At 47.8% G+C, this 22766-nt stretch carries 14 protein-coding genes, 1 other RNA gene and 3 pseudogenes; 15 read left to right on the top strand and 3 right to left on the bottom strand.

What is annotated here, in order from left to right; all coding sequences use genetic code 11:
* Window positions 1-98 precede the first annotated feature (98 nt).
* The 8 genes and pseudogenes from rnr to ACX93W_RS14595 form a co-directional block, all read left to right on the top strand.
* Window positions 99-2315, top strand: a pseudogene (gene rnr / locus ACX93W_RS14630) (ribonuclease R); the annotation flags it as partial.
* Window positions 2316-3875: 1560 nt separating this feature from the next.
* Window positions 3876-4076: a cold-shock protein gene (locus ACX93W_RS14625; protein ID WP_068678946.1), complete on the top strand. Its 201-nt coding sequence runs from the start codon at window positions 3876-3878 to the stop codon at window positions 4074-4076.
* A 254-nt stretch (window positions 4077-4330) separates the two neighbouring features.
* Entirely contained in the window at window positions 4331-4813 is a 483-nt protein-coding gene (gene smpB, locus ACX93W_RS14620; protein ID WP_459393114.1) for an SsrA-binding protein SmpB, read from the top strand.
* A 438-nt stretch (window positions 4814-5251) separates the two neighbouring features.
* Window positions 5252-5617, top strand: a transfer-messenger RNA (tmRNA) gene (gene ssrA / locus ACX93W_RS14615).
* A 256-nt stretch (window positions 5618-5873) separates the two neighbouring features.
* Window positions 5874-6086, top strand: a complete 213-nt coding sequence (locus ACX93W_RS14610; protein ID WP_459393113.1) for a DUF378 domain-containing protein — start codon at window positions 5874-5876, stop codon at window positions 6084-6086.
* Window positions 6087-7010: 924 nt separating this feature from the next.
* Window positions 7011-9437 carry a glycoside hydrolase family 6 protein gene (locus ACX93W_RS14605; RefSeq protein ID WP_459393112.1) on the top strand — a complete coding sequence of 809 codons (2427 nt, stop codon included), beginning with the start codon at window positions 7011-7013 and terminating at the stop codon, window positions 9435-9437.
* Between the two features lie 389 nt (window positions 9438-9826).
* Entirely contained in the window at window positions 9827-10123 is a 297-nt protein-coding gene (locus ACX93W_RS14600) for a hypothetical protein (protein ID WP_459393111.1), read from the top strand.
* A gap of 418 nt (window positions 10124-10541) precedes the next feature.
* Window positions 10542-11195 (top strand): P-loop NTPase family protein, encoded by a 654-nt coding sequence (locus ACX93W_RS14595; protein ID WP_459393110.1) that lies wholly within the window; start codon window positions 10542-10544, stop codon window positions 11193-11195.
* A 105-nt stretch (window positions 11196-11300) separates the two neighbouring features.
* Here the strand turns inward: ACX93W_RS14595 and ACX93W_RS14590 are convergent.
* Window positions 11301-11982: pseudogene (locus ACX93W_RS14590) on the bottom strand (quinone oxidoreductase family protein).
* Between the two features lie 86 nt (window positions 11983-12068).
* Here ACX93W_RS14590 and ACX93W_RS14585 point away from each other — a divergent pair.
* The 4 genes and pseudogenes from ACX93W_RS14585 (at window position 12069) to ACX93W_RS14570 (ending at window position 15198) form a co-directional block, all read left to right on the top strand.
* Window positions 12069-12973: pseudogene (locus tag ACX93W_RS14585) on the top strand (LysR family transcriptional regulator).
* A 147-nt stretch (window positions 12974-13120) separates the two neighbouring features.
* The gene (locus ACX93W_RS14580) at window positions 13121-14335 is read left to right on the top strand and encodes an RCC1 domain-containing protein (protein ID WP_459393109.1); all 1215 of its coding nucleotides are present in this window, start codon (window positions 13121-13123) and stop codon (window positions 14333-14335) included.
* Between the two features lie 371 nt (window positions 14336-14706).
* A complete protein-coding gene (locus tag ACX93W_RS14575; RefSeq protein ID WP_459393165.1) occupies window positions 14707-14907 on the top strand; it encodes a cold-shock protein in 201 nt (66 codons plus the stop codon).
* 78 nt (window positions 14908-14985) lie between these two features.
* A complete protein-coding gene (locus ACX93W_RS14570; protein ID WP_459393108.1) occupies window positions 14986-15198 on the top strand; it encodes a cold-shock protein in 213 nt (70 codons plus the stop codon).
* Between the two features lie 160 nt (window positions 15199-15358).
* Here the strand turns inward: ACX93W_RS14570 and ACX93W_RS14565 are convergent, their stop codons facing one another.
* A complete protein-coding gene (locus tag ACX93W_RS14565; protein WP_459393107.1) occupies window positions 15359-16021 on the bottom strand; it encodes a YczE/YyaS/YitT family protein in 663 nt (220 codons plus the stop codon).
* A 329-nt stretch (window positions 16022-16350) separates the two neighbouring features.
* Between ACX93W_RS14565 and ACX93W_RS14560 the strand changes: the two genes are divergently transcribed.
* From ACX93W_RS14560 to ACX93W_RS14550, 3 genes are all read left to right on the top strand, one after another.
* Entirely contained in the window at window positions 16351-19725 is a 3375-nt protein-coding gene (locus ACX93W_RS14560; protein ID WP_459393106.1) for a WG repeat-containing protein, read from the top strand.
* Window positions 19726-19913: 188 nt separating this feature from the next.
* Window positions 19914-20456 carry an RNA polymerase sigma factor gene (locus ACX93W_RS14555; RefSeq protein ID WP_459393105.1) on the top strand — a complete coding sequence of 181 codons (543 nt, stop codon included), beginning with the start codon at window positions 19914-19916 and terminating at the stop codon, window positions 20454-20456.
* Window positions 20428-21405 (top strand): hypothetical protein, encoded by a 978-nt coding sequence (locus tag ACX93W_RS14550; protein ID WP_459393104.1) that lies wholly within the window; start codon window positions 20428-20430, stop codon window positions 21403-21405. The genes ACX93W_RS14555 and ACX93W_RS14550 overlap by 29 nt, the downstream gene beginning before the upstream one ends.
* A 111-nt stretch (window positions 21406-21516) precedes the next feature.
* Here the strand turns inward: ACX93W_RS14550 and ACX93W_RS14545 are convergent, their stop codons facing one another.
* A complete protein-coding gene (locus ACX93W_RS14545; RefSeq protein WP_459393103.1) occupies window positions 21517-22677 on the bottom strand; it encodes a cobalamin-independent methionine synthase II family protein in 1161 nt (386 codons plus the stop codon).
* Window positions 22678-22766: the final 89 nt, after the last annotated feature.

Raw genomic sequence — 22766 nt, 5'->3', positions numbered from 1 at the left:
TTACATTTCGTGTATACTACATGATATAGCATAATCTATCACCCGCCTGAAAGACTGATAGCGGCAAGGCGGGATTAATGAGGAGAAAGCCGAACATGATGGAACGCGAGCAGGAACTGCTTGATTTTATGAAGGAAACGGCGTATAAGCCGATGACGTACCAAGAGCTGGAGGCCCATTTCGGGATTGATAGCGCGGCTGCGTTTAAACAATTCTTGCAATTGCTGAACAAGTTGGAGACGGAAGGTCAAATCATTCGCACGCGCAATGACCGATATGGCGTGCCGGAACGAATGAATTTATTGCGAGGCAAATTACAGGCGCATGCCAAAGGTTTTGCTTTTCTGCTGCCTGACGATAAAGAACATCCGGATGTGTATTTGCATGCCAATGATCTGAAAAGCGCCATGAACGGCGATATCGTGCTGGTGCGCGTCACCTCCAAAAGCGAAGGCGGCGGCCGCCTGGAGGGCGAAGTCGTCCGAGTCGTTAAGCGTGCGGTGGAGCAAATCGTGGGCACTTTTGAAAACCATGAGGCCTATGGCTTTGTTATTCCGGACGACAAACGGATTAATCGGGATATTTTTATTCCAAAAGAAGGCTTTAAAGGTGCGGTAACGGGACAAAAGGTGGTTGTCAGGATCGTTACGTATCCGGAAGGCCGTTCTGCAGCTGAAGGCGAGATTCTGGAGATTCTGGGCCATAAAAATGATCCCGGCGTCGATATCCTCTCCATTATCCGCAAACACTCTCTGCCAGAAAGCTTCCCGGACGAGGTGATGGCGGAGGCGGAGGACGCACCCGACCGGATTTCCGACGAGGAAATTGCCAGACAAAACAGACGGGATCTTCGCGACGAGGTCATCGTAACGATTGACGGCGAAGATGCAAAGGATCTGGATGACGCCGTTCACGTCAAGCTTTTGGAAAACGGCAACTATTTGTTGGGCGTCCATATCGCGGATGTCGGCTATTATGTGCGGGAGAAGTCCGCGCTGGATCAGGAGGCATTCCGCAGAGGCTGCAGCGTGTATCTGACGGATCGTGTAATCCCCATGCTGCCGCACCGGCTGTCCAACGGCATTTGCTCGCTGAATCCACAGGTGGACCGACTTACGCTGTCCTGCGAGATGGAGTTTAACGGGCGCACGCTGAAGCGTGAACGCCATGATATTTTCACCAGCGTCATTCGGACGAAGGAGCGCATGACCTACACCAATGTCAGGCGTATTCTGACGGCAACGCCGGAAGAGCCGGAGACTGAGTTGAAGGAGCGTTACAGCGAGCTCTTGGAGATGTTTGGCCTGATGGAGAAGCTGGCGATGCGCCTGCGGTCCAAACGGATGAAGCGCGGGGCAATCGACTTCGACTTCCAGGAATCCAAAATCATCGTGGACGACAACGGCAAAGCGATCGATATCGTAAAACGCGAGCGTTCGGTCGCGGAGCAAATTATCGAGGAGTTTATGCTTGCGGCCAATGAAGCAGTGGCGGAGCATTTCCATTGGATGAAGGTGCCTTTCCTGTACCGGATTCACGAAAATCCCGATCAGGAGAAGCTGCTGACCTTTATGCAATTTGCCGGAAACTTCGGGTATACGGTAAAAGGCAGCAAAGGCAATTCCGTGCATCCAAAAGCGCTGCAGACGCTGCTGGAGGAAATCCAGGGCACGAAGGAAGCGACGGTTATCTCGACGATGCTCCTTCGCTCCATGAAGCAGGCCAAATACGATGCGGAAAGCCTGGGGCATTTTGGACTCGCCGCGGAATTCTATTCGCACTTTACTTCCCCGATCCGGCGTTACCCGGATTTGGTTATCCACCGCATTATCCGAGAAGTGATCGAAAACGGCGGTTACTTGACGGAGGCGCGCCATGAAGCGTTAACGGCGAGAATGCCGGATATCGCCCAGCATTCCTCCGAGCGCGAACGGGCGGCGGCAGATGCGGAGCGGGATACGGAAAAGCTGAAAAAATGCGAATATATGCTGGATAAGGTTGGCGAGGAATTCGACGGCATTATTAGCGGAGTGACCAACTTTGGCATCTTTGTTGAACTGGACAATTCCGTTGAAGGGCTGATCCGACTTGGCGATCTGCACGACGACTACTATCATTTCCATGAGCAGCATATGGTGTTGATTGGGGAACGCACGTCGAAGGTGTATCGAATCGGCGACGAGGTTCGCATCAAGGTTTCTCGCGTTGACATGGAGGACTACAACATCGACTTCGCAATGGTGGACACAAAACCTCGCGGGGGCGGAGATCATCGAGACGGCGGACCGGGCGGCTTTGGAGGCCGCAAGCGTGGCGGTTTCGGACAGCGCGGGCGCGACGGCGGTGACGGCGGCAGGCAGCGTGGCGGCCGTAACGGATCGTCTGATGGCCGCGTCGGAGCGGGACGCAACAATGGTGCAGGAAGAGGGCGCGATGGCGCAGGTCGGAATAACGGCACAGGCGGCGGACGAGATGGATCGGGACGCGGCCATGGAAGCGCCGGAGGCCGTGACGGCGCAGGCCGCGGTAACGGAAGCACCGGAGGCGCAAGCGCCTGGAGCGTTCGGAATGGTGCAGGGCGGAAACCGGATGGCGGAACCCGCCGCAATGAAGGCGGAGGCAGAAGCGCAGGCGGAAATGCATCCGGCGGGCCGGACGCTAACCCTTGGCTGACCGAGGGCGGTTCCTTCGATGCAGACAATCGCTGGGTGGAGTACAGCAGACATTCCGAGGAAAGCGCGGCGGCTGAAGTTGTTTTTGATGAATCGGCTGCTAATGATAACTCGGGAAGACGCGAGAGACGCGATTCGGGAGAAGGGCTGCAGGAAGCAACACGTCGCAATGGCGGTTCCGATGGTGTTTCTCGCGGAAGAAGGGCGCCTAAGCTCGATATGTGGGGCCTCCCAATCACGATTGCCCCTGTGTCCACTAGACGGGATGACGGCGGTGAAGGAGGACACGGCGAGGATGACGACGGCTTTGGCGTTCCGGGAAGCCGCAGAAGGCGGAATCGCAATCAAGGCGGTCAGGGGAAATCCGGCCGATTCAATAAACGCAACAGCTCCGGAAAGCCTGGAAGCGGCAACCGCAGCGCCTCGGGCACGGCTGGAGAGAAAACGGGAAGAAGCAATCCCCGCGGCAGGAAAAATCAAGCATCAGGTACTTCTGTAACAGCGGGACAACCGCAGGGCCAGAGCTTGAATCCAGAGGCTACCGGCGTTGAAGGTACCGTTTCGGCTGCCAAAAAGAAAGGACGCCGAAAACGGAGCAAAGGAAACGGGAGTTTCTCCGTTGACGGAGCTTCGCCAAACCTCTCGCAAGCTGCTGAAGGGGCAAGTAGCGGAGCTGCAGAAAAAGGAAATACGCCAATAAACAAGGCCATTCCGGTAAACGATGCAGTTCAAAAGAAAAAGAAGAAAAAAGGCCAGTCAAACAATGCAACGGCCGCGTTTGTTCGAAAACAGAACAAATAAGGTGATTGAAAATTTATTTTGAGTAAAGAGGTATATTCGCTGAAAAAGCGGGTATACTGTAATCAGGCTATTGAACGCGCCCAGGCCGATAACGGCTAAAACGCGGGCAACGTGGAAGTCAACCGGCGTCGTTCTTAAGCGGCGTCGGCTGCTTTGCGGGCTGGCCTTTTCGTTCTTTGTCAGCATAATCCGGCAATTGGAGAAATTAGAAAAAATAATTGAGCCTGTCGCTTGATTTTTGGCTTCAGCTGTAGTACACTCAAGGCAATCGGATGAGATGACCCTGTATTCACATATTGAAAAGGGTATCATTAGCGTCATGACACCTTTTTCAATGTGTGAATTTTTTGTTTCCTAAAACGAATCAGGCGCATATTAATTTATTTTTGGAGGTAATTCCACATGCAACAAGGTACAGTTAAATGGTTTAACGCTGAGAAAGGTTTCGGCTTCATCGAAGTAGAAGGCGGAAACGACGTATTCGTACACTTCTCCGCAATCGTTGGCGAAGGCTTCAAAACTCTTGAAGAAGGCCAACGCGTTGAGTTCAACGTAGTTGAAGGCAACCGCGGTCCTCAAGCTGAAAACGTAGTTAAACTGTAATAACAGTTTAATTTCGAGAAGGCCGTCCCCGACCACGTGTGGGGGACGGTTTTTCGTGTTTAAGCTATTCTATGCCATTTTGTAAGCCTTTTAGGCGAGAATGGTTTAAGCCAAAGTGTACGGTTTGGCATTCTTGATTTTGGTGGTTAAAGTTGCTAAAATGAAGTACCGAAGCCGCTTGAAGGCGGAGGTTCAAGATTGATGCAGGCGACAAACTAGCTTGCACCTAAGACAAGAAGGACGAGGTGAAGGACATGGGCGCGAAAAAAAATGACGGCAAGCAGCTTGCCCAAAATAAAAAAGCTTCCCATGACTACTTCATTGAGGAGACTTTTGAAGCGGGCATGGTGCTGATGGGGACGGAAATCAAGTCGCTGCGCACGGGCCGGGCAAATATCGGTGATTCATTTGCCACGATCCGGAACGGCGAAATTTTCATCCACAACATGCATATCAGTCCATTTGAGCAGGGCAACATTCATAATCCGACTGATCCTACAAGGACGCGGAAGCTGTTGATGCACAAGACTCAAATTCAAAAGCTGCTAGGTCAATCCAAGCAGGAAGGCTACTCCATCGTGCCTTTGAAGATTTATATTCGCAACGGCTATGCCAAGCTGCTGCTTGGTCTCGGCAAGGGCAAGAAGCAGTACGACAAGCGCGACACGGCTGCCAAACGCGACGCACAGCGCGATATCCAGCGCGCACTTCGCGAGAAGCAGAAGGTGGCTAGGTAGCCACGATTTCCTTTTGAAGTGCTCATGCGAATGTTATTCAGTGACAGCTGCGTAAAGTCAGAGCAATGAATAACATTCATGCAACGGTGTCGGCAGATTGAACCAACATTCCCAGCAACCTCTGCGGGCATTTGGAACATGAACGTGGTATACTATCAGTACGGCGAACGGTTGATGGTGCCAGGTTGAAGTGACTGTAAGTTGATTGCATTAACTGCACGAATCTACATGAACTTGCACTGACTGCATCATCCTACATGGACTTCATGAACTTTCATGGATTGCAATCCATACCTATGCATCTTTCGCTGGGCAAGAAAAGTTTAAGTGATTTATTTAAGCGATTATTTGATTGAGCTAGCGCGTTACGATCTAGCCTTAATCCTTAATGTCCCGTAAGGCCTGCTAAACGTTGATCCAGGACGTTTATGCCAATTCGGGGGCGTTTATGGATTCGACGGGGATTGGACGAGCGCGAGCCAGCGGGTAGCAGGGAGTCGTCTGCTTCATCAACGCTAAAGCCTATTAAATGGCAAACAACAAACAAACTACGCTGTAGCAGCTTAATAACCTGTTCGCGTGCTCTCGCTCTGTATCGCCCATGTACCGGGATGAGGGCCCAACTTTAGTGGGATACGCTGTCACATCTCCGCCTGGGGTGTGCTGAAGAAGACAATCAGGCTGACCTGAGAAGAACCGCGTTGCAGGGGGCCTCCTCAGGTGACATCAAAACTGCAGCTACACCCGTAGAAAGCCGCGTGGCGTGATCTTCGGACAGGGGTTCAAATCCCCTCGCCTCCATATGTACCATCAGAAAAGCGACCTCGTAAGGTCGCTTTTTTGCGTTCTGGGATTGTTGTTTCGACCCGACCGAAGTAGTGGCAAGAATCGCGTCGTGAGGGTTACAACCCTTTGCCTCAACGAATATCGTCAAAGAGAGACGCCTCTAAGAGTGATTTTTATTTTTTAAAAATAAAATGGCCGAGCATGCATGATATTTATTTTTTTGTGGGAACATTGTAATGGAACAAGTTCACTATAAGGAGACAATGCATGTTATATGAAAACACTCAATAGTATTGCGCTTGCTTTGTTGATTGTAGGTGGAATCAATTGGTTGTTAGTTGGGCTCTTCAAGTTTGACTTAGTGGCTTCCATATTCGGAGGTCAAGACGCTGTTTTGTCTCGGATCATTTATGTCATTGTCGGAATTTGCGCGATTTATGCGTTCACATTTTTTAATAATGTGAGTGGAGAAGGGCGCGCCAGATAGGCATGTGTCACGAGGCAACCCTGTACCATCAGAATCGGCTATACAAATGTACCCGCAAAAAAGCGACCTTGCGAGCCTTGCGAGGCCGCTTTTTTGCGAAAGGAGAGGTCACTTTCCCAGCATTCAGCCATTGTCGGAGTGGAGGACGAGTGGTTTCATGCGTGCGGCGCACTGTTCGCGAATCGCGGTTTTTCCAATAAGCCGGCTGGCGTGCAGACGACTCTCCTTCCCGGACCTCCTCGCAGCCAACGGTTTAGCGGTAGGGGTTCAAATTTCCTCGACTTCATTTAGTACCAATGAGACCGCTTTAAAGGTCACTAATTGATTTAAAAGAAACATGTAAATAAAATACTAAAATAAACTCGTTTGATTATACTGTTAAAGTATTAGTGAAGTTAGAAAAGTTAATGAGGTAATATTTGAGATAAACCCAAACGAAAAATGGCTATGACGAGAACAGAAATTAGTTTACCACCTTAATTATGGGATTACATATAAATAATTTTAAATAATCCAATTTACAGTGCGCGATTCGTGGAGTATAATGAACTCGTAAGGAGGTGAACACGCGATGTGAAGTCTATATCGAGGGTAAGCCATTTTTAATCCTTCAAAAAGTAAGCGCTTTCCTGAAAAGGACAAACGTAACTCCTCAAGTTTTACACTGATGATCGCCCTCAGTTCACCCACAAGCTGTACCCCTCACCAAGGAAATTCATCGATTCACATATTCAGTCACCCAATTCTTTTGTGTTTGAAGTTTTATACGTTGTTTGTTCGGTTTACTCTGCAAGCGCATTCATTCGGCCCGGAGGTGAACATTCACAGCTCATTCTTACGTTCTCTAGGGCGCATACACATGATGCCGACACAGAGGATTTATTTTGAGTATCAAAAAAATCTAACCAAAGGAAAGGTGGATTTATGAAGACGAATCTGAAAACCAAAACCAAAGTTGGTAAGGCTCTCCGTAAAGGCTTAAAGCAAATGCTTGCAGCGACGGTGCTTGCGAGCGGGATTTTTACCGGTATAGGGCCCGGCACTTCCCATGCTGCGGAAGCGCATCAGGATAATCCGTTTATCGGGGCCACCGCGTATTTGAACGAAGATTATTCCGCTCTTGTCGATTCATCTATCGCACTCACCAATGATGCGTCGCTAAAAGCAATGATGGAGACAGTCAAATCTTATCCAACAGCCGTCTGGATTGATCGGATTGCAGCAATTTACGGTGGGGCGGACAACACTGGGCGCAAAAGCATCGAGGAGCATCTGGACGCCGTTCTGGATCAAAAAATAGCGGGTACTCCGATCACCGCTACATTCGTCATTTACAATCTGCCTGGACGGGATTGCCATGCGCTGGCTTCCAACGGTGAACTGCCGCTGACACAGGCTGCATTGCAAACATACAAAACGGACTATATTGATGTTATCGCAGGCATTTTTGCCAAGCCAAAATACCAGGATATTCGCATTGTGGCCGTCATTGAACCCGATAGCCTGCCTAACTTGGTGACTAATCTTAATACACCGGCATGTGCCCAAGCCAGTTCGACAGGCATTTACGAAGCTGGCGTAAAATATGCATTGGACAAGCTGCATGCCATTCCGAATGTGTATAACTACGTCGATATCGGCCACTCCGGCTGGCTTGGATGGGATAACAACCGGACAGGCGCAATCTCCCTTTATACGAGCGTTGTTCAGGGAACGGTCGCCGGTTTCAATAGCGTAGACGGCTTCATTACGAACACGGCCAACACCACGCCGCTCATTGAACCCAATCTGCTTAATCCCAATTTGAACATCGGGGGTCAGCCAATCAGGTCGTCCAAGTTCTATGAGTGGAATCCGTATTTTGGAGAAGTTGACTTCACGGCTGCATTGTATAATGATTTTGTGCAAGCCGGCTGGCCGACTAGTGTAGGCTTTCTGATTGATACTAGCCGGAATGGCTGGGGTGGTGTCAACCGTCCGACATTGGCTACTGGCAGCGATATTAACAGCTACGTGAATTCCGGGCGTATCGATCGACGGGACCACAGGGGGAACTGGTGCAATAGCAGTGGATCAGGCATAGGTGAAGCGCCTAAGGCAGCCCCGGGGCCAGCCCATCTGGATGCCTATGTGTGGGTCAAGCCTCCGGGTGAATCCGATGGTTCAAGCTCGGAGATTCCAAATAATGAAGGCAAGGGCTTCGACCGGATGTGTGATCCAACATTTACAACTCGTGATGGGGTATTGACGGGCGCGCTTCCTAACGCCCCGGTATCTGGCCACTGGTTCCATGATCAATTTGTTATGCTGGTCCAAAATTCATTCCCTGTTCTGCCGGCCAATGGTGGCGGCATTACTGTTCCGGCAGCTCCGACGGCATTGACTGCAACAGCGGGCAATGCAGCGATATCGCTAAGCTGGACAGCTCCCGCAGGAGCTACGAGCTATAATGTGAAGCGGTCGCTGAGTGCGTCAGGGCCTTTTACAACTATTGCCCCCAACGTGATTGGCACATCGTACACCAATACAGGTCTGATCAACGGGACGACTTACTATTATGTGGTTAGCGCCGTGAATGCTGCGGGAGAAGGAGCAAATTCGGCTGCAGCAAGCGCTGTCCCGGTAGCCGTGGCTACTGCTCCTGCCGCACCTACAGCATTAACTGCTACACCAGGCGATGCACAGATTGGCTTGTCCTGGGCAGCCTCCGCAGGTGCAGCTAGCTATAACGTAAAGCGCTCGCTGAGCGCATCGGGCCCCTTCACCACCGTTGCCGCTAATGTGAGCGGCACTTCCTACACAAATACGGGGTTGACCAACGGTACAACCTATCATTATGTGGTGAGTGCTGTAAACGCCGTCGGGGAAAGCGCCAATTCGGTTGCTGCTTCCGCCACTCCGCAAAGCGTAGTTATACCAACCGGCGATCTGGTCTTGCAATACCGTGTGGGAGATACAAATGCGACAGACAATCAGATCAAGCCGTATTTTAATATCAAAAACAACGGCAGTACAGCTGTAAATCTGAGTGATCTGAAAATCCGCTACTATTTCTCAAAGGAAGGCTCCGCAGCTATGGACTCGGCTATTGACTGGGCTCAGGTCGGCGGTGCAAACATCCAGCGCACATTCACCGACACGTATGTCGAGCTCAGCTTTACATCCGGAGCCGGTGCGATTCAGGCAGGTGGACAATCCGGGGATATCCAGCTCCGCATGTATAAAACGGACTGGAGCAATTTTGACGAAACGAATGATTATTCCTACGATCCAACCAAAACCTCTTATCAGAATTGGAACAAGGTGACTCTTTATAATGGGGGCACACTGGTATGGGGAGTTGAACCTTAAAGCCGGCAAAGTTTCCAGCGTCGATCGCAGAACTGAACAGGTGAAAATATGTAATATGCTGTTCAGGCCTGACTTTAGGAAGGTATCTGAGCTGTAAAAGCGAAGCAAGGCGTATGTTGAATAACTTCTCAACAAGCGGGGGCGTTTCAAAGTCATGTTTTATGACTTTGGAGCGTCCCTTCAAGCGTTTAATAAACGGAAGGAGTCTTGGATGGTTATGAGCTTCTTATATGGTATTAGAAAAAGGATAATCCATTATAGTTGTTGAATAGCTTTTATAATTAGGGAGAGGTTCAAATCCAGGCAACACCGTCTGGGCGTGCATATTGAAACGTTTTAAATAACTCAGCAAGATGGCGATCGCAGATCTGCTAAGTTAGGAGGAGAACATGAAGTGTGAAGAATGCGGCTATGAGCATGATCATAGCAAGCAAAATTGGGTGTTTAATGGCGATGATTCTTTTGAGATCAAATCGAATGTTTTTGACGCTCAAATTCTTTCGGAAATAGCGGAGTACGCACTATCTTCAAGAGCAGCAATCGATGCAATATATATAGATACATGGCTGATCGGCTGTTTATCCTGCGAAACCTGTTCACTCCGCAATATCAGAAACGGCGGTGAACGATCTGAAGTTGAAAAAGAGTATAGAGACAGAGGCCTTGTTATACATTATTTCTTTTAAGCTGATGAGCAATGGTCGAAGGCAGTTAAGGGTTTGGATTTAACTGTTTTTCTATTTCTAGAAGCTATTGATAATGGTTGGCTTTTTGGATACACTTAATTTTGCAGTATACATTCATTTGAAAAGAGGCTTATGTATGTCACCAGGACTTCGTTTCATTAAGTTGAGGAAGTAAGACGCTTATTTTTTAAATCCTGATAACAGGGTTTATTTGATTTGGCGTTTTTTATCAACTAATGAGATGGAGGCTTTTTTATGCCCACATTTGTGGCAAGGGGACTGCTATGCCCATTAATAAGCATGCGCCTAAGAGGTAAGCGGACATTTTTCCCCACTTCTTGGGCTATTTGCGATTCTCTTCCTCCATCTCATTCGAGTATTTGCATGAAAAATACGTAGAGGATCAGGAGAGTGACCTATGGGGATCAAAAGGAATCGACTTGTTATTATCGACGGAATGCCGGGGTCAGGGAAAACGACTTGTGCAACAATGATTTCAAACAAACTAACTTCTTGGAATATCATGAATAGATGTATTTTGGAGCTTGAGGAAAACCACCCTCTCTTCATACATGACCACAAGTTTAGTTCGTTTGAAGATGATGAACAGGCTGATTTATTCATTCGTTTACTTGAATCCCAATATCGGGATTTTGTTCGTGAACGGATTAACAGCATCCATGACGTTACCATAATTGAAAGTGTAATGTTTCAAGACACCATAAATTGTGCGCACCATATGGGGATGAATCATGATAAGCTGCGCTACTTAACAAGGAGTTTAATGAGCATACTGGAACCATTAGTGCCGGTATTGATTTATTTTTATCAAGTTGATGTTGAAGGACAATGGCGTTTTATTTGCGGTGTTCGTGGGAATGAGTGGGGTCCCGTTTCTATGCATACAGATGATGACTTTAAGGAAGCCGGAATGTTATGGGGAGGTAGTCAGTCTTTTGTAAGGCCGATTATAGACTCATGGGAAATCCCAAAAATCATTATCGAAAATAAGGATTATCATTGGGATGAGTATTCAAATCGTATCATTCAATTCATTCGTGAACATATTTAAAAAAGTAATTAGTTTGTAGGGGAGAGGGTGTCCCAAAAGTCATAGCTGACTAGAGGGGCATCCTCTTTTGTTAGAAGTATACGCTGATCTCATGGAATTACATCCTCAATCCATTGTTATCCCAATATTCCCGTATTGCTCCCCATTTTGCATGCGTTGAAAGGCAAGAGGGGTTTCCTCCAGAGAATATACTCGGTCTATGATAGGTCTTATCTCATGAAGTTCAATAAACTGCAGCATGGCCAAAAACTCTTCGCGGCTTCCCATCGAGGTGCCGATGATACTGATTTGCGGGAAAAATACGGCTCGCATAGCCAGTTCCATTTGATCACCGGAGCTTGCCCCGAAGGTAACGATACGGCCGCCCGGCTTAATAACGTCAAAGTAATGAGGAAAGGTGGCCGGTCCAATACTATCCAGAATGAGCTCCGCCTTTGCACCGCCCATGCTTTCCGCCCAATCGCCATGGCTGTCAAAAGCATGATGGGCTCCATGCAACAAGGCGGTTTGCCTTTTTGCCGCACTTCGAGAGGTGACGCTCACTTGCGCTCTTGGCGACGGCATTTTGGGCGGGGATAATGATGGACTCTGCGAATGTGCCGTCTGAGCCCAGGATGAACGGTGCATCGCCATTTGTTCGATCCGCCATAAGAAACAGGTCCCGATGATTCAAGCCCGCGGAGCGTAGCCTTACTTTTACCTCTCCCAACCCAGGCTGTTTGTCAAAAACGTCTCTATATACCAGGCCTTCGAGGCCATTTTCTCCAGTGTGCACGATTGCTTTCATTCCAGCTCCTCCTCCAATACCTCTTTGTTGCAAACCTAACTTGAATTGTACAGAGGGGGAATCCTACAGTAAAATGAACAAAACTGATGGCGAGTATCACAAAAAATCATAGTAAAGGGGGACACAGAATGGAAAGCGGAGATTTGAGAATATTTCAGGCTGTAGCTCGCGAGGGCAGCATCACCAAGGCAGCCCAATCGTTGAATTATGTACAGTCTAACGTGACCGCCCGCATTCAGCATCTGGAGTCTGAGCTAGGGGTCCCTCTTTTCCGCCGGTCCAATCGAGGAATGGCGTTAACCTTGGCAGGTGAGAATTTATTGAGCTATACGGATAAAATAATGGAGTTGTTAAACGAAGCTGCCCAAACAACGCAATATTCCGAGCAGCCATCCGGACCTCTTCGGCTGGGTTCCATTGAAACAACTGCGGCTATTCATTTGACGTCCCTTTTGGGCGAATATCGGCTTCGGTACCGGAATGTACACGTATCGCTTCAAATCGGCGGTTCCCATGTCCTCGTTCAGAAGGTATTGAATGATGACTTGATGGAGCATTTGTATATGGGGAGACAGATGCTCCCGAATTGGAACAAATAGATGTTTTTCAAGAGGAATTGGTGCTGATATCGGAGCCGGGCAGGAGCGCTATGCAGGAGCTGCTTGCGCAACCGATGTTGTTTTTTGATGTGGGCTGTACGCATCGGGAAAGGGCGGAGACTTTTTTGAGAGGAGCGGGCAGTACGGACTATCAAATCATGGAGTTTGGCACATTGGCCGTTATTCTGGATGGTGTCTCCGCAGGTCTTGGCGTCTCACTGCTGCCACGATCATCGGTTGCCAAAATGGAGGAAGACGGTAAAATTCTTTCTCACACGCTGCCGGAGGAGTATCGCATATTGGAGGTGCGGTTTGTTTACCGGAAAAATGTCAGGCATTCCAGCGCTTTATTGAGGCTTATCGAATCCATTAGACTGAGCAAGCCGTCTTAGGGCTGAAGGAAATCTTTCACTTCAACCGGCCATGGCTGTTGCATTTATTTTGAATGCAAGTGGAATGAGAATTACAATAATATTAGTTCTTTTATTCTATATTATTCCATACATTATCGTGGTATTCTTTTTGTGGGAGGGATAGACATGATAAAAACAGGAAAATTAGTATCAGTAATGGGTGCGCTTTTACTCTCAATTGTACTGGCGTCCGGCAACATCAGCGCTTCAGTGGAGAAAGTATTTACAGACCAAGGCGTGGGCGGCGGTCAGAGTTTGCTACTAACCTCTGAAGGGAAAGTCCTTAGCTTCGGGGATAACGGCATGGGACAGCTAGGTTTGGGCAACAGCACTTCGACACCTGTACCGCGGGTCATCAACGGGTTAACAGACGTTGTGGCAGTAAGCTCGGGCGTTAAATTCTCCCTGGCCTTAAAGTCCGACGGGACTGTGTGGTCTTGGGGCATTAATAGCTCGGGGCAATTAGGCGATGGTACAAAAACAAAACGATTATCCCCTGTAAAAGTGAGTGGTTTAAGTCAAATCATAGCCATTACATCAAGCAATGGCCACTCAATGGCTCTCAAATCAGACGGAACCGTATGGAGCTTCGGCGGGAATGGCTCCGGAGAACTGGGATTAGGGAATAATACGTCGTATACGACACCGCAGCAAATTCCTAACCTTGGCAACGTGGCTTCAATAACCAGCGGCAATTACCACTCTGTAGCCGTAAAGAATGATGGAACGGTATGGGTATGGGGCAGCAATGTCTTCGGTCAGCTTGGAGACGGAAAAGTAGGTATGAATTTTAATGTTTCGAGTCCGAAGCAAGTAACGGGATTGACCAATGTTGTTAAGGTCAATGCCGGCATAGGGCATAATCTGGCACTAAAAGCGGATGGCACTGTGTGGGCTTGGGGAGATAATAGTCAGGGGCAGTTGGGTGATGGAACGAAAACCAGACGGCTGGTTCCTACAAAAATGCCTTCGCACCAATCTTTTGTGGCTGTAGGGGCGGGGGGATATAGCTCCTTCGGATTGAAAGAGAATGGGACCCTTTGGGCTTGGGGTAACAATAATTCCGGACAACTTGGCATAGGAACGGCAGGCGCAGATGTATTGCAGCGTCTTGGTCTCACGGGAACAGTGGCGCCTGTCATTCAGATTTCTTCACCTAAACAAATAGCGACGGATGTTAAAAAGATGAGCATCCTCTCGCAGCATGCTTTTGCTGTTAAAACAGATAATACCGTCATTGCCTGGGGAAAAAACGAGTTTGGACAGCTAGGCGACGGCACCTATACGTTTAGAATAACGCCATCGGTTGTTTCCTCAACAACGAGCGATTGGAACTATTGATATAACTTCTATCACGCGGTTGGAGTAATTAGTTATAAAGTTAAAATAAATGCTCAAAATAATAAGTAGCTAAATGGGTGGAATTAAAGAAGCGGGGTAGTGTCCGATACCGTCAGCTTCGGTAAGAACTACCCCTATCCACTGTTTAGCGATCTTAAGGGAAACAGAGATGGGAAATTTCAATTGATGAACAGCAGATATTGGAGTTGTAAATATGGGCTGGAAGTGTTATAATTAAATTTATAGAAAATTCTGACCTGAAATCACATATTGTAGAGGGTTATTATTTTAAATGAATAACCTTGTACAATATGTGATTTTTTTATGAATCAAAAGGGTCATGTATAAATGAAAAAAAGGGGTAGTGAATGATGCAAACAGGAACAGTAAAATGGTTTAATGCAGAAAAAGGATTTGGATTTATCGAGGTTGAAGGCGGAGATGACGTATTTGTGCACTTTAGCGCAATCGTTGGCGACGGCTTTAAATCGTTGGACGAAGGTCAACGCGTTGAATTTAACGTGGTTCAAGGCAACCGCGGCGCACAAGCTGAAAATGTTGTAAAACTGTAATTTTGCTTCAAAGCCCCATGCCTTGCATAGGGGCCTTTTTTTCGCCATTTATTCCATGAAGAGAAAGAGGGTTGCTGCTTGTACTATTCTCGGAAACGACTAATTGAGGATCTTCCACAGGAAAAAACGACGGTTTGGTCATGCTCTAATGAAAAGTGCAACGGTTGGATGAGAGAAAATTTCGTTTTTTCAGACCAGCCGAAATGTATCCAATGTAATTCCCTTATGGAGAAAGGTGAAAAAATGCTTTCCGTTTTGATTAATACAAGTCCCAATCAATTCCAAAGTTAGACCGCTAACATCAAAAAGCGACTTGAATAGGTCGCATTCATAATTAGGGCGTCCAACAAGTCAGCCAATCTGATTTGTTGGACGCCCTTTTTTTTTCACTGAGTGACGTAACGCCAACTTGTGGATGCCGTTACAACTATAAGCATTGCATAAGCTGCCACTATGACGTCAAGATGGGATCGTCTTTACCTTTTGGCCCCTTTGCCAGAAGCTTTTTGGTAAAATGAACATCAAAGAATTGAATGATAGGTCCTAAAGCGAGCGCGCAAACCAGAGTTCCAAGTCCAACGATGCCTCCTGCGAGGAAGCAAATCAATGCGCAAAGCGCATCGGTAAACATGCGGTGCCAAAAATAAGAGATTTTGGGCAGCTTGGATTTCATAATCAGGGACAGGCTGTCATAGGGAGCAACCCCTACAGCGGATGTCTGGTACAAGGATACCCCGAAGCTGCATACGACTACGCCAATCACCACAACGATTAACCGCTGTCCAAACAGCTGAGGTTCGCCGAATAGATGTACAAAGGTATTATGGAAGAAAGTTACTATGTAACCCAGAAAAATTGCGTTTACGACAGTTCCGGCTCCGATCAATCGCCGTCCCATCATAAACTGCAAAACAAACAAGATTAAGTTAAGCAAAATGAGAAAGTTTGCATAAACGATTCCGCTAACCTCCGCAAGGGCCATGACCATGCCGCTGAATGGATCGTTCCCCATGCCGGATAACTTGAAAATACTGATTCCCATGCCCAAAAAAACATTTCCGAGAATCATAATGATGGATCGTTTGATATCAATTTTGTCTATAAATGTCTCCATATTGATCATCCTATTTTCAAAATATCGTTCCACTTTTCACAAATAACGACGTCATTATATCATAATTTACAGAGTGATATAAACTGGACAGGCGCCATAATTGCGAAAAATGGGGCCGGACTTTTGACATGCTCAAAAAGTGATTATATCGCCAAAATTTGATAGAATAGGAAGATAGAAATAGTTCTGCAGAAGGATGAAAGCAGCAATGGACTATTTAAGCCCCCCCTCACCAGGCCATCATGCTTCAAGGTCATTATTTTGGCAAAAGGGACGGTTTCCAGGTGGTCTTGCAGCAACGAAAAAAATGAAAAGCGGGTGGCTTTGTGTTGATTCGGAAGTGGATAACGGCATTAACAATAGCAGCGATGATGGGAGGTATTATGCCAGGCATCGTTCGGGCAGAGGCGATTTCGTATCAAATCGCACCCCAGTATGATTCGGGGGCGCCTTTTGTGGATGGTCTGGCATCAGTCAAGAAGGACGGCAAAGCGGGATATATTGATAGGGATGGGAATCCGATTGCGCCATTCAAATATGACTTTGCCCATAATTTCAAAGATGGGATGGCTGTCGTAGGCATGCGAAATGGTTCGACCGCCAAATTCGGCATTATTAACCGGGAAGGCAAGGAATTAACCGATTTGATCTACGATGACGCGATTGTGGTCGGCGACGGGTACGCCGTCGTTCGAGTGCTGGGCAAGTCCGATAATGTGTGGGTCGACGGCAAAGCCGGGTTAGTCGGGAGGCAAGGGGTTATTGCTGCTCCGATCTATGACGAAATCAGTCCTCCCAGCGATGGTGCCATCCTTGTTAAAAAGGACAACAAATATGGCTATCTCGATGCCACGGGCAAGAAACTGACCGATCTGATTTTTAATCATGCCTACGCGTTTTCGGACGGCTACGGCTTAGTGTATACAGACAAGGAAATCGGGTTTATCAACAAGTCGGGCAAACTGGTATATGCGCGTCCGAAAGGCGCTTTCTCCTATAACGATTTTTCCGAGGGGCTTGCCAAAATATCAGTCGATAATAAATATGGCTATATTGATACGTTCGGGACAATGGTCATTGCTCCAAAATACGATGAAGCCTGGTTTTTCGATCAAGGCTTGTCCTATGTCATGCTAAACGGAAAATCCGGCTATATTGACCGCACAGGCAAAGAGGTCGTGCCGCTGAAATACGATGAAGTAAGCACCAACTTCCGCAATGGCCTGGCTCTTGTGTCAAACGGTGAAAACTATATCCCAAAGGCCTCGGACAGCCAATATTTCGGAAATGAAGACAATAAGGATTATGTCGTGCTCACGAATAAAAAGTTTGGCTATGTCAATGAAGCGGGGAAGGAAGTCGTTCCTTTACAGTACGACTTTGCGGAGGAATTTGACCGCGGTTACGCGCGCGTGTCCAAAGGAGGCACCGGTGCGGGAAATTATTATCATGGAGGCAAATTCGGCTTTATTGATACAACAGGAAAAGAAATTGTACCGCTGAAGTATGACCATGTCGGTGGCGATTTGTACGATAGCTTTAGAGGGTTTACCGAAGGTCTCGCGCCTGTTTCGAACGGCGGAACAGGGAACGCATTTGATTATAGTGGGGGCCTCTGGGGATATGTGAATACCCAAGGCGTAGAAGTGACTCCGCTGAAGTATACGTACGTTTGGCCGTTTAGCGAAGGTATGGGGCGTGTGGAGAAAGACGGCAAGTACGGTTTTGTAAATGCCAGCGGGCAAGAGGTCATTCCGCCGATTTATAATGATGCCGGCGATTTCTATAACGGATTCGTCGAAGTCGCTAAGGATGGAATGCGGGGATATATTGATGTGCAGGGGAATGAAGTGACGGGAATGGTTTTTTCAGATAGCAGGCGATTCCTCGAAGGAACGGCGCTTGTACAGGATAGCTCATCCCGAAAGCTGGGTTTTCTGTCTAATCCGCTGCCGCAGGTCCAACCCGTCATAATCAAGGTTGCATCCCAGGGAGACGGGAAACCTTCCACCGTAACCTTGTCGACCGGCACGGCGAATGCAGTCATCTATTATACGCTTAATGGCGGCGACCCGATGTCTAACCTTTCCAATTATGATACTCAAGAATACACAACGCCGTTTACCGTGGGCAAATCCGTCAAGATACAAGCGATTGCTATCGACAAAGGCATGCAGATGAGCGAACTGGCCGCGATGGACTATAAGCAAACTTATGCCAAGGGCAACGCTGCTGCGCCGGTTGCGGATTCAGGCGGAAATGGCGGAACACAATCCAGTGGACAAGGCAGTACATCTTCTAATACGGTCTCCGGCTTTACCGATATTGGAACGCATTGGGCGAAACTGACGATTCAATGGGCAGTGGATCAAAAAATAGTCGGCGGCTATCCTGATGCAACATTCCGTCCCAACAAGAGCGTAAGCGAACCGGAATTTTTGAAAATGATGTTAGGCGCATTTCCGGATATCGTAATCGATACGGCACAAAACGGAGCCACTTGGCACACACCGTATTTCCAGACAGCGGCGCAAAACAACTGGTCTCTGCTGCGGGAAAATGACACAAAGGGCTTTAATCGCGGACAGGTTGCTCGCCTGCTGGCCGGGACCCAGGGCTTCAGCTTTGAGCAGACAGAGGATGCGGTGCAATATGTGCTGGACTTAAGTATTGCGGGAGGCAAAACCTCACCGACGGTCGAGGGTTTCGCTGTGAAAGACCCGCTTACCCGTGCGGAGGCGATTACGCTAATTCAGAATATGAAGGAACGCGGATTCAAGCTGTCCAAGGCGGATATTGCCGTCAAGGCCGCAGAGGCTGAATTTCAAATACGGGGATTGATTATTGGCGATACCGAACAGACGCTGCTGGCGAAGCTGGGGCAGCCTGCTCGAAAGGATGACAGCGGATTTGGATTCCAATGGTATATTTACAATCAGGATTATGCGAATTATGTACAAGTTGGCGTCCAGTCTGGCCAAATCGTCGGCTTCTACACAACTTCGGACAACTGGTCGTCGGCAAGAGGAATCAAGCTTGGCTCCGGATTGGATGATGTGGCGAAGCGGTATGGCACAGGCGCAAGCAGCATTTATAAGACGGAGTATAGTTTAAGCGTAAATAATGCCAAAATCTACGAGCAAGACGGCAGCTACGTTACGCTGTTTTTGGACAAATATAATAATAATACGGTGACCTCGCTGCAGATGATCGCAAAGCCCGTAGAAGATAGCGTACAGGATGTGTTTGTTCCTGAAACGGCGGCGCTCAAAAAAGCTTTTGCGCTGCAATCGCTCGATCTTGTTAATGCGACACGCGCCCGATATGGCCTACCAGCCTTGCAATGGGACGAAGAAGCCGCCCTGGTGGCGGAGAAGCATAGTGAGGATATGAGGGATCAAACCTATTTTGACCATCGCAGCCTACAGGGCCAGGAGCCGGATGGCCGATTTGTTGACGCAGGCATAGCTTATGACAGCTTGGGTGAAAATATCGCCGCCAATCAGCGTAACAACATCTACGCCCATGAGGCATGGATGAATTCCGAAGGCCACCGCAAAAACATTCTGGGTTCCTGGGAGCGGTTAGGCGTCGGAGTTGCTTTTAACAGCGGGAAAGCGATGCATGCAATGGATAGGGCGATGAATATGTATTATACACAAAACTTCTTCAACCGAAAGGGCACTGCCATTACAGATCAATAGGCTGGCAAAATAGGCGTGAAAAAAAGGCCGGGAGTTGGCCGCCGCTATTTCCGATGCGGCGGTCCGCTCTCGGCCATTGTTATTGTTGATGCAAAGGAGAAGTTAATCGAAAAAAGTTTCCATCTTTGGTCACACTTTAACCCGTCCAAATGTCTTACCCTATAACTGAACTGTTGGAGGTGACAAACGTGGAGCTTGAAAGAAGCGCCCTCTACTTGAACGAGCTTATGATCCGGTACCACAAGCCGATTTTTATTTATTGCTTTCATATGCTGCGGCAAAGACAAGACGCCGAGGATGCGACTCAGGATATCTTTTTGAAGGCGATGAATCATATTCACAATGAAAGAGAAATACGGACCGAATCGGCTTGGCTGTACCGCATTGCCCACAATCATTGCATCAATATGTTAAGACGGCGAAAGCTCTTGAGCTTCCTGCCCTTTGGGCAAGAACGGGATGTGGAGTTTTCTCAGAAGGCTTCCTATGCTCAAGTGGAGGAATCCATGGCAATTAATGAACTGTTGGCCAAGCTGTCCGTAGCGGATCGTTCTGTAATGGTGCTGCGCATTATCGAAGACAAGTCCTATGATGAAATCGGGGAGATCCTTCATGCTTCGCCCGCAACCGTCCGCAAGAAGTTTCAACGCGCCAAGAGCAAAGTGAAAAACTGGATTGAATTGGAGAAAGGAGGACATGAGCATGAAAAACACGGCATTTCGTACATATGATCAATTCGAGGCGGCCTGGAAGGCAGAAAATATCCCAACGCCCAATATTCAGTACGGCTATGTCCGGGCATTGCGGGAAGGTAGAAGCAAAAAAACAATTTCTGCTTGGTTGAGGCCGCTACCAATTGTAATGGCTATATTAGGCTTAGGTGTATTATTCCTTGCGGGAACTCAGGTATCGGCGCTTGTTTCTAAATACATTCTTCACGATCGCGATGGCGAAGCTGTCCTCGTATACGAGGAAACTTCACTGGAGCGAACAAAAATCGACGAGCAGCTTAGAGCCATTAATCGAAAGTACCGTTTTATTGAAGCGGACTTCGAAAGGGCACTGAAGCCTGGAGAGACGGCCCTATTTTTAGTGCCTGAAGCTTATCAATTGGATGGCGACTATAGCGTATTGCATAATCGGAACGAAACATTTACAGACATGCAGACTTTAACTCAGGCCGCTGATATAGACTTCGGCACTCCAGCGTATATACCTCCAGGTTATCAGTTTGAGGAGGGGGGGATCGACTATCAGATTGAAGGTGTGGATCGTAACGATCTGAATCAATTGGCACAAGAAGCAATAGACGCAGGTCTTCCATATATCATAAAGCCTTGGTCATTTCATTTCGAAACGGGCATGATCAGATACAACTATATGAAGGAAGTGGATACAGGTAAAGGTTATCCGATTTATAGCAATCTGAGTGTTGGCATTACAGAGGCAACGGGCTATACCTCGGTAGGCAGTCTTCAGCATGGGGATATCGAAATTGTAGACTTGGGAGATGGTACGGAAGCGATTTATGAACCAAGCATGAAGATGCTAACATTTGTACTATCTCATGGCGGTAATAAACTTCAATATACGGTTTCAAGCGGTACATTAGACGGCTATGAAATGCCGAAAGAAGAGTTGTTTAAGTTTGCACAAAGCCTGGTCCCAACATCAGATTAACCGGTATGAAGCGGTGAAATAAAAAAAGGGATGCCCTGCTGTTTATTGCAGCCAGCAGGGCATCCTTCTTCATTAGCTATTTGCCGCACAAGAAGCGTGTGGTCTCCGTTCTCAGTTGCCCCAATACTGCTTGGCAATCTTTTGGCCTTGGCCGATTTTTGCCCATTGCTCCGTTTCGCTTAACTCGTTGCCGCCGTCGCAGGAAGCAAATCCGCATTGATGGGACAGCAGCAGGCGGTCCTTATCAATGATTTTGGAGGCTTCGTCCAGCAGCTTGAATACGCGTTCCTCGTCATCAAGCGTATTGGTTTTGGAGGACAATAGTCCCAATACAATCTCGGTTTCGGGTTTATCCTTGAAAACCTCCAGCGCTTCAATGGAACCTGCGCGCTCATCGTCCCATTCCAGGAAGAAGCGGTCGTATTTCAGCTGCTTCAGGAACAGATTGGCGATTTTGGCGTAGGAGCCGCCGCCCATGTTGCGGGAATCATAGTTGCCGCGGCAGTTGTGGGTCCACATTTTCAGCCCCAGACTATGGCCAAAATCGATGATTGTATTGTTGATATCAATAAATTCGGTAGCCAGTGCTTGAACTTCCTCTTGATTAATATTTTCGCCCGTGTAAGGGGAGTTAGGGTTATCATCGGCAAAGAGCTCCCACAAGCAGTCATCGAATTGCAGAATTTTTCCGCCGGCCGCGGCAAATTCCTCCACGAATTCCTTGTATGCCTTCACCAGGCCTTGTTTAAGCCCGCTTGTATCCTTATAGACAGCCGCTGTGCCGCCGATATTGTCCGACCAGGAAAGCTCGCCAAAAATATGCGAAGGAGACGGTACACAAAGCTTTGTTTCATGATCGCCAGCCGTTTCCTTGAGCTTTTTGAAAATGCTGATAAAGTGGTGGTTTTTGCCGCTTAGCTCGCCAGTAATGCGCAAGCCGATGTCTTTGCGCGTTTCATATTTGGAGCTCCCGTCGGTATCGCGGAAAAAGTATCCATGATCTGCGATGTAACGGTCAACGCCTTCAAAGCCCCATACAAAATCCAGATGCCACATCGATTTGGAAAATTCGCCATCGGTAATAACCGACAAGTTTTGCTGGATTTCCTTTTGAACAACTTGTTGAATCGCTTTATCTTCACATTGCTCATAGCCTTCAAAGTTTTCATAAAAAGGGTAATGGATATCATCGCGGTGTTCGATTTGGGTTTTATATTTCAATAACTCGTTGGGACGCAATAAGCTGCCTACGATCTGGAATTTATCGGTCATTCAAAGAACCTCCTCATTTTGTCTGGTCGCAATTGTAATTTTTAAATTGTAGCATGGGGGCCAAAGATAGAGGTAATACGAAAAAAACA

The sequence above is a fragment of the Paenibacillus sp. CAU 1782 genome (assembly GCF_054551715.1).
Note: the sequence above shows the minus strand (reverse complement) of the source record. Positions and strands in the feature narration are given on the sequence as shown.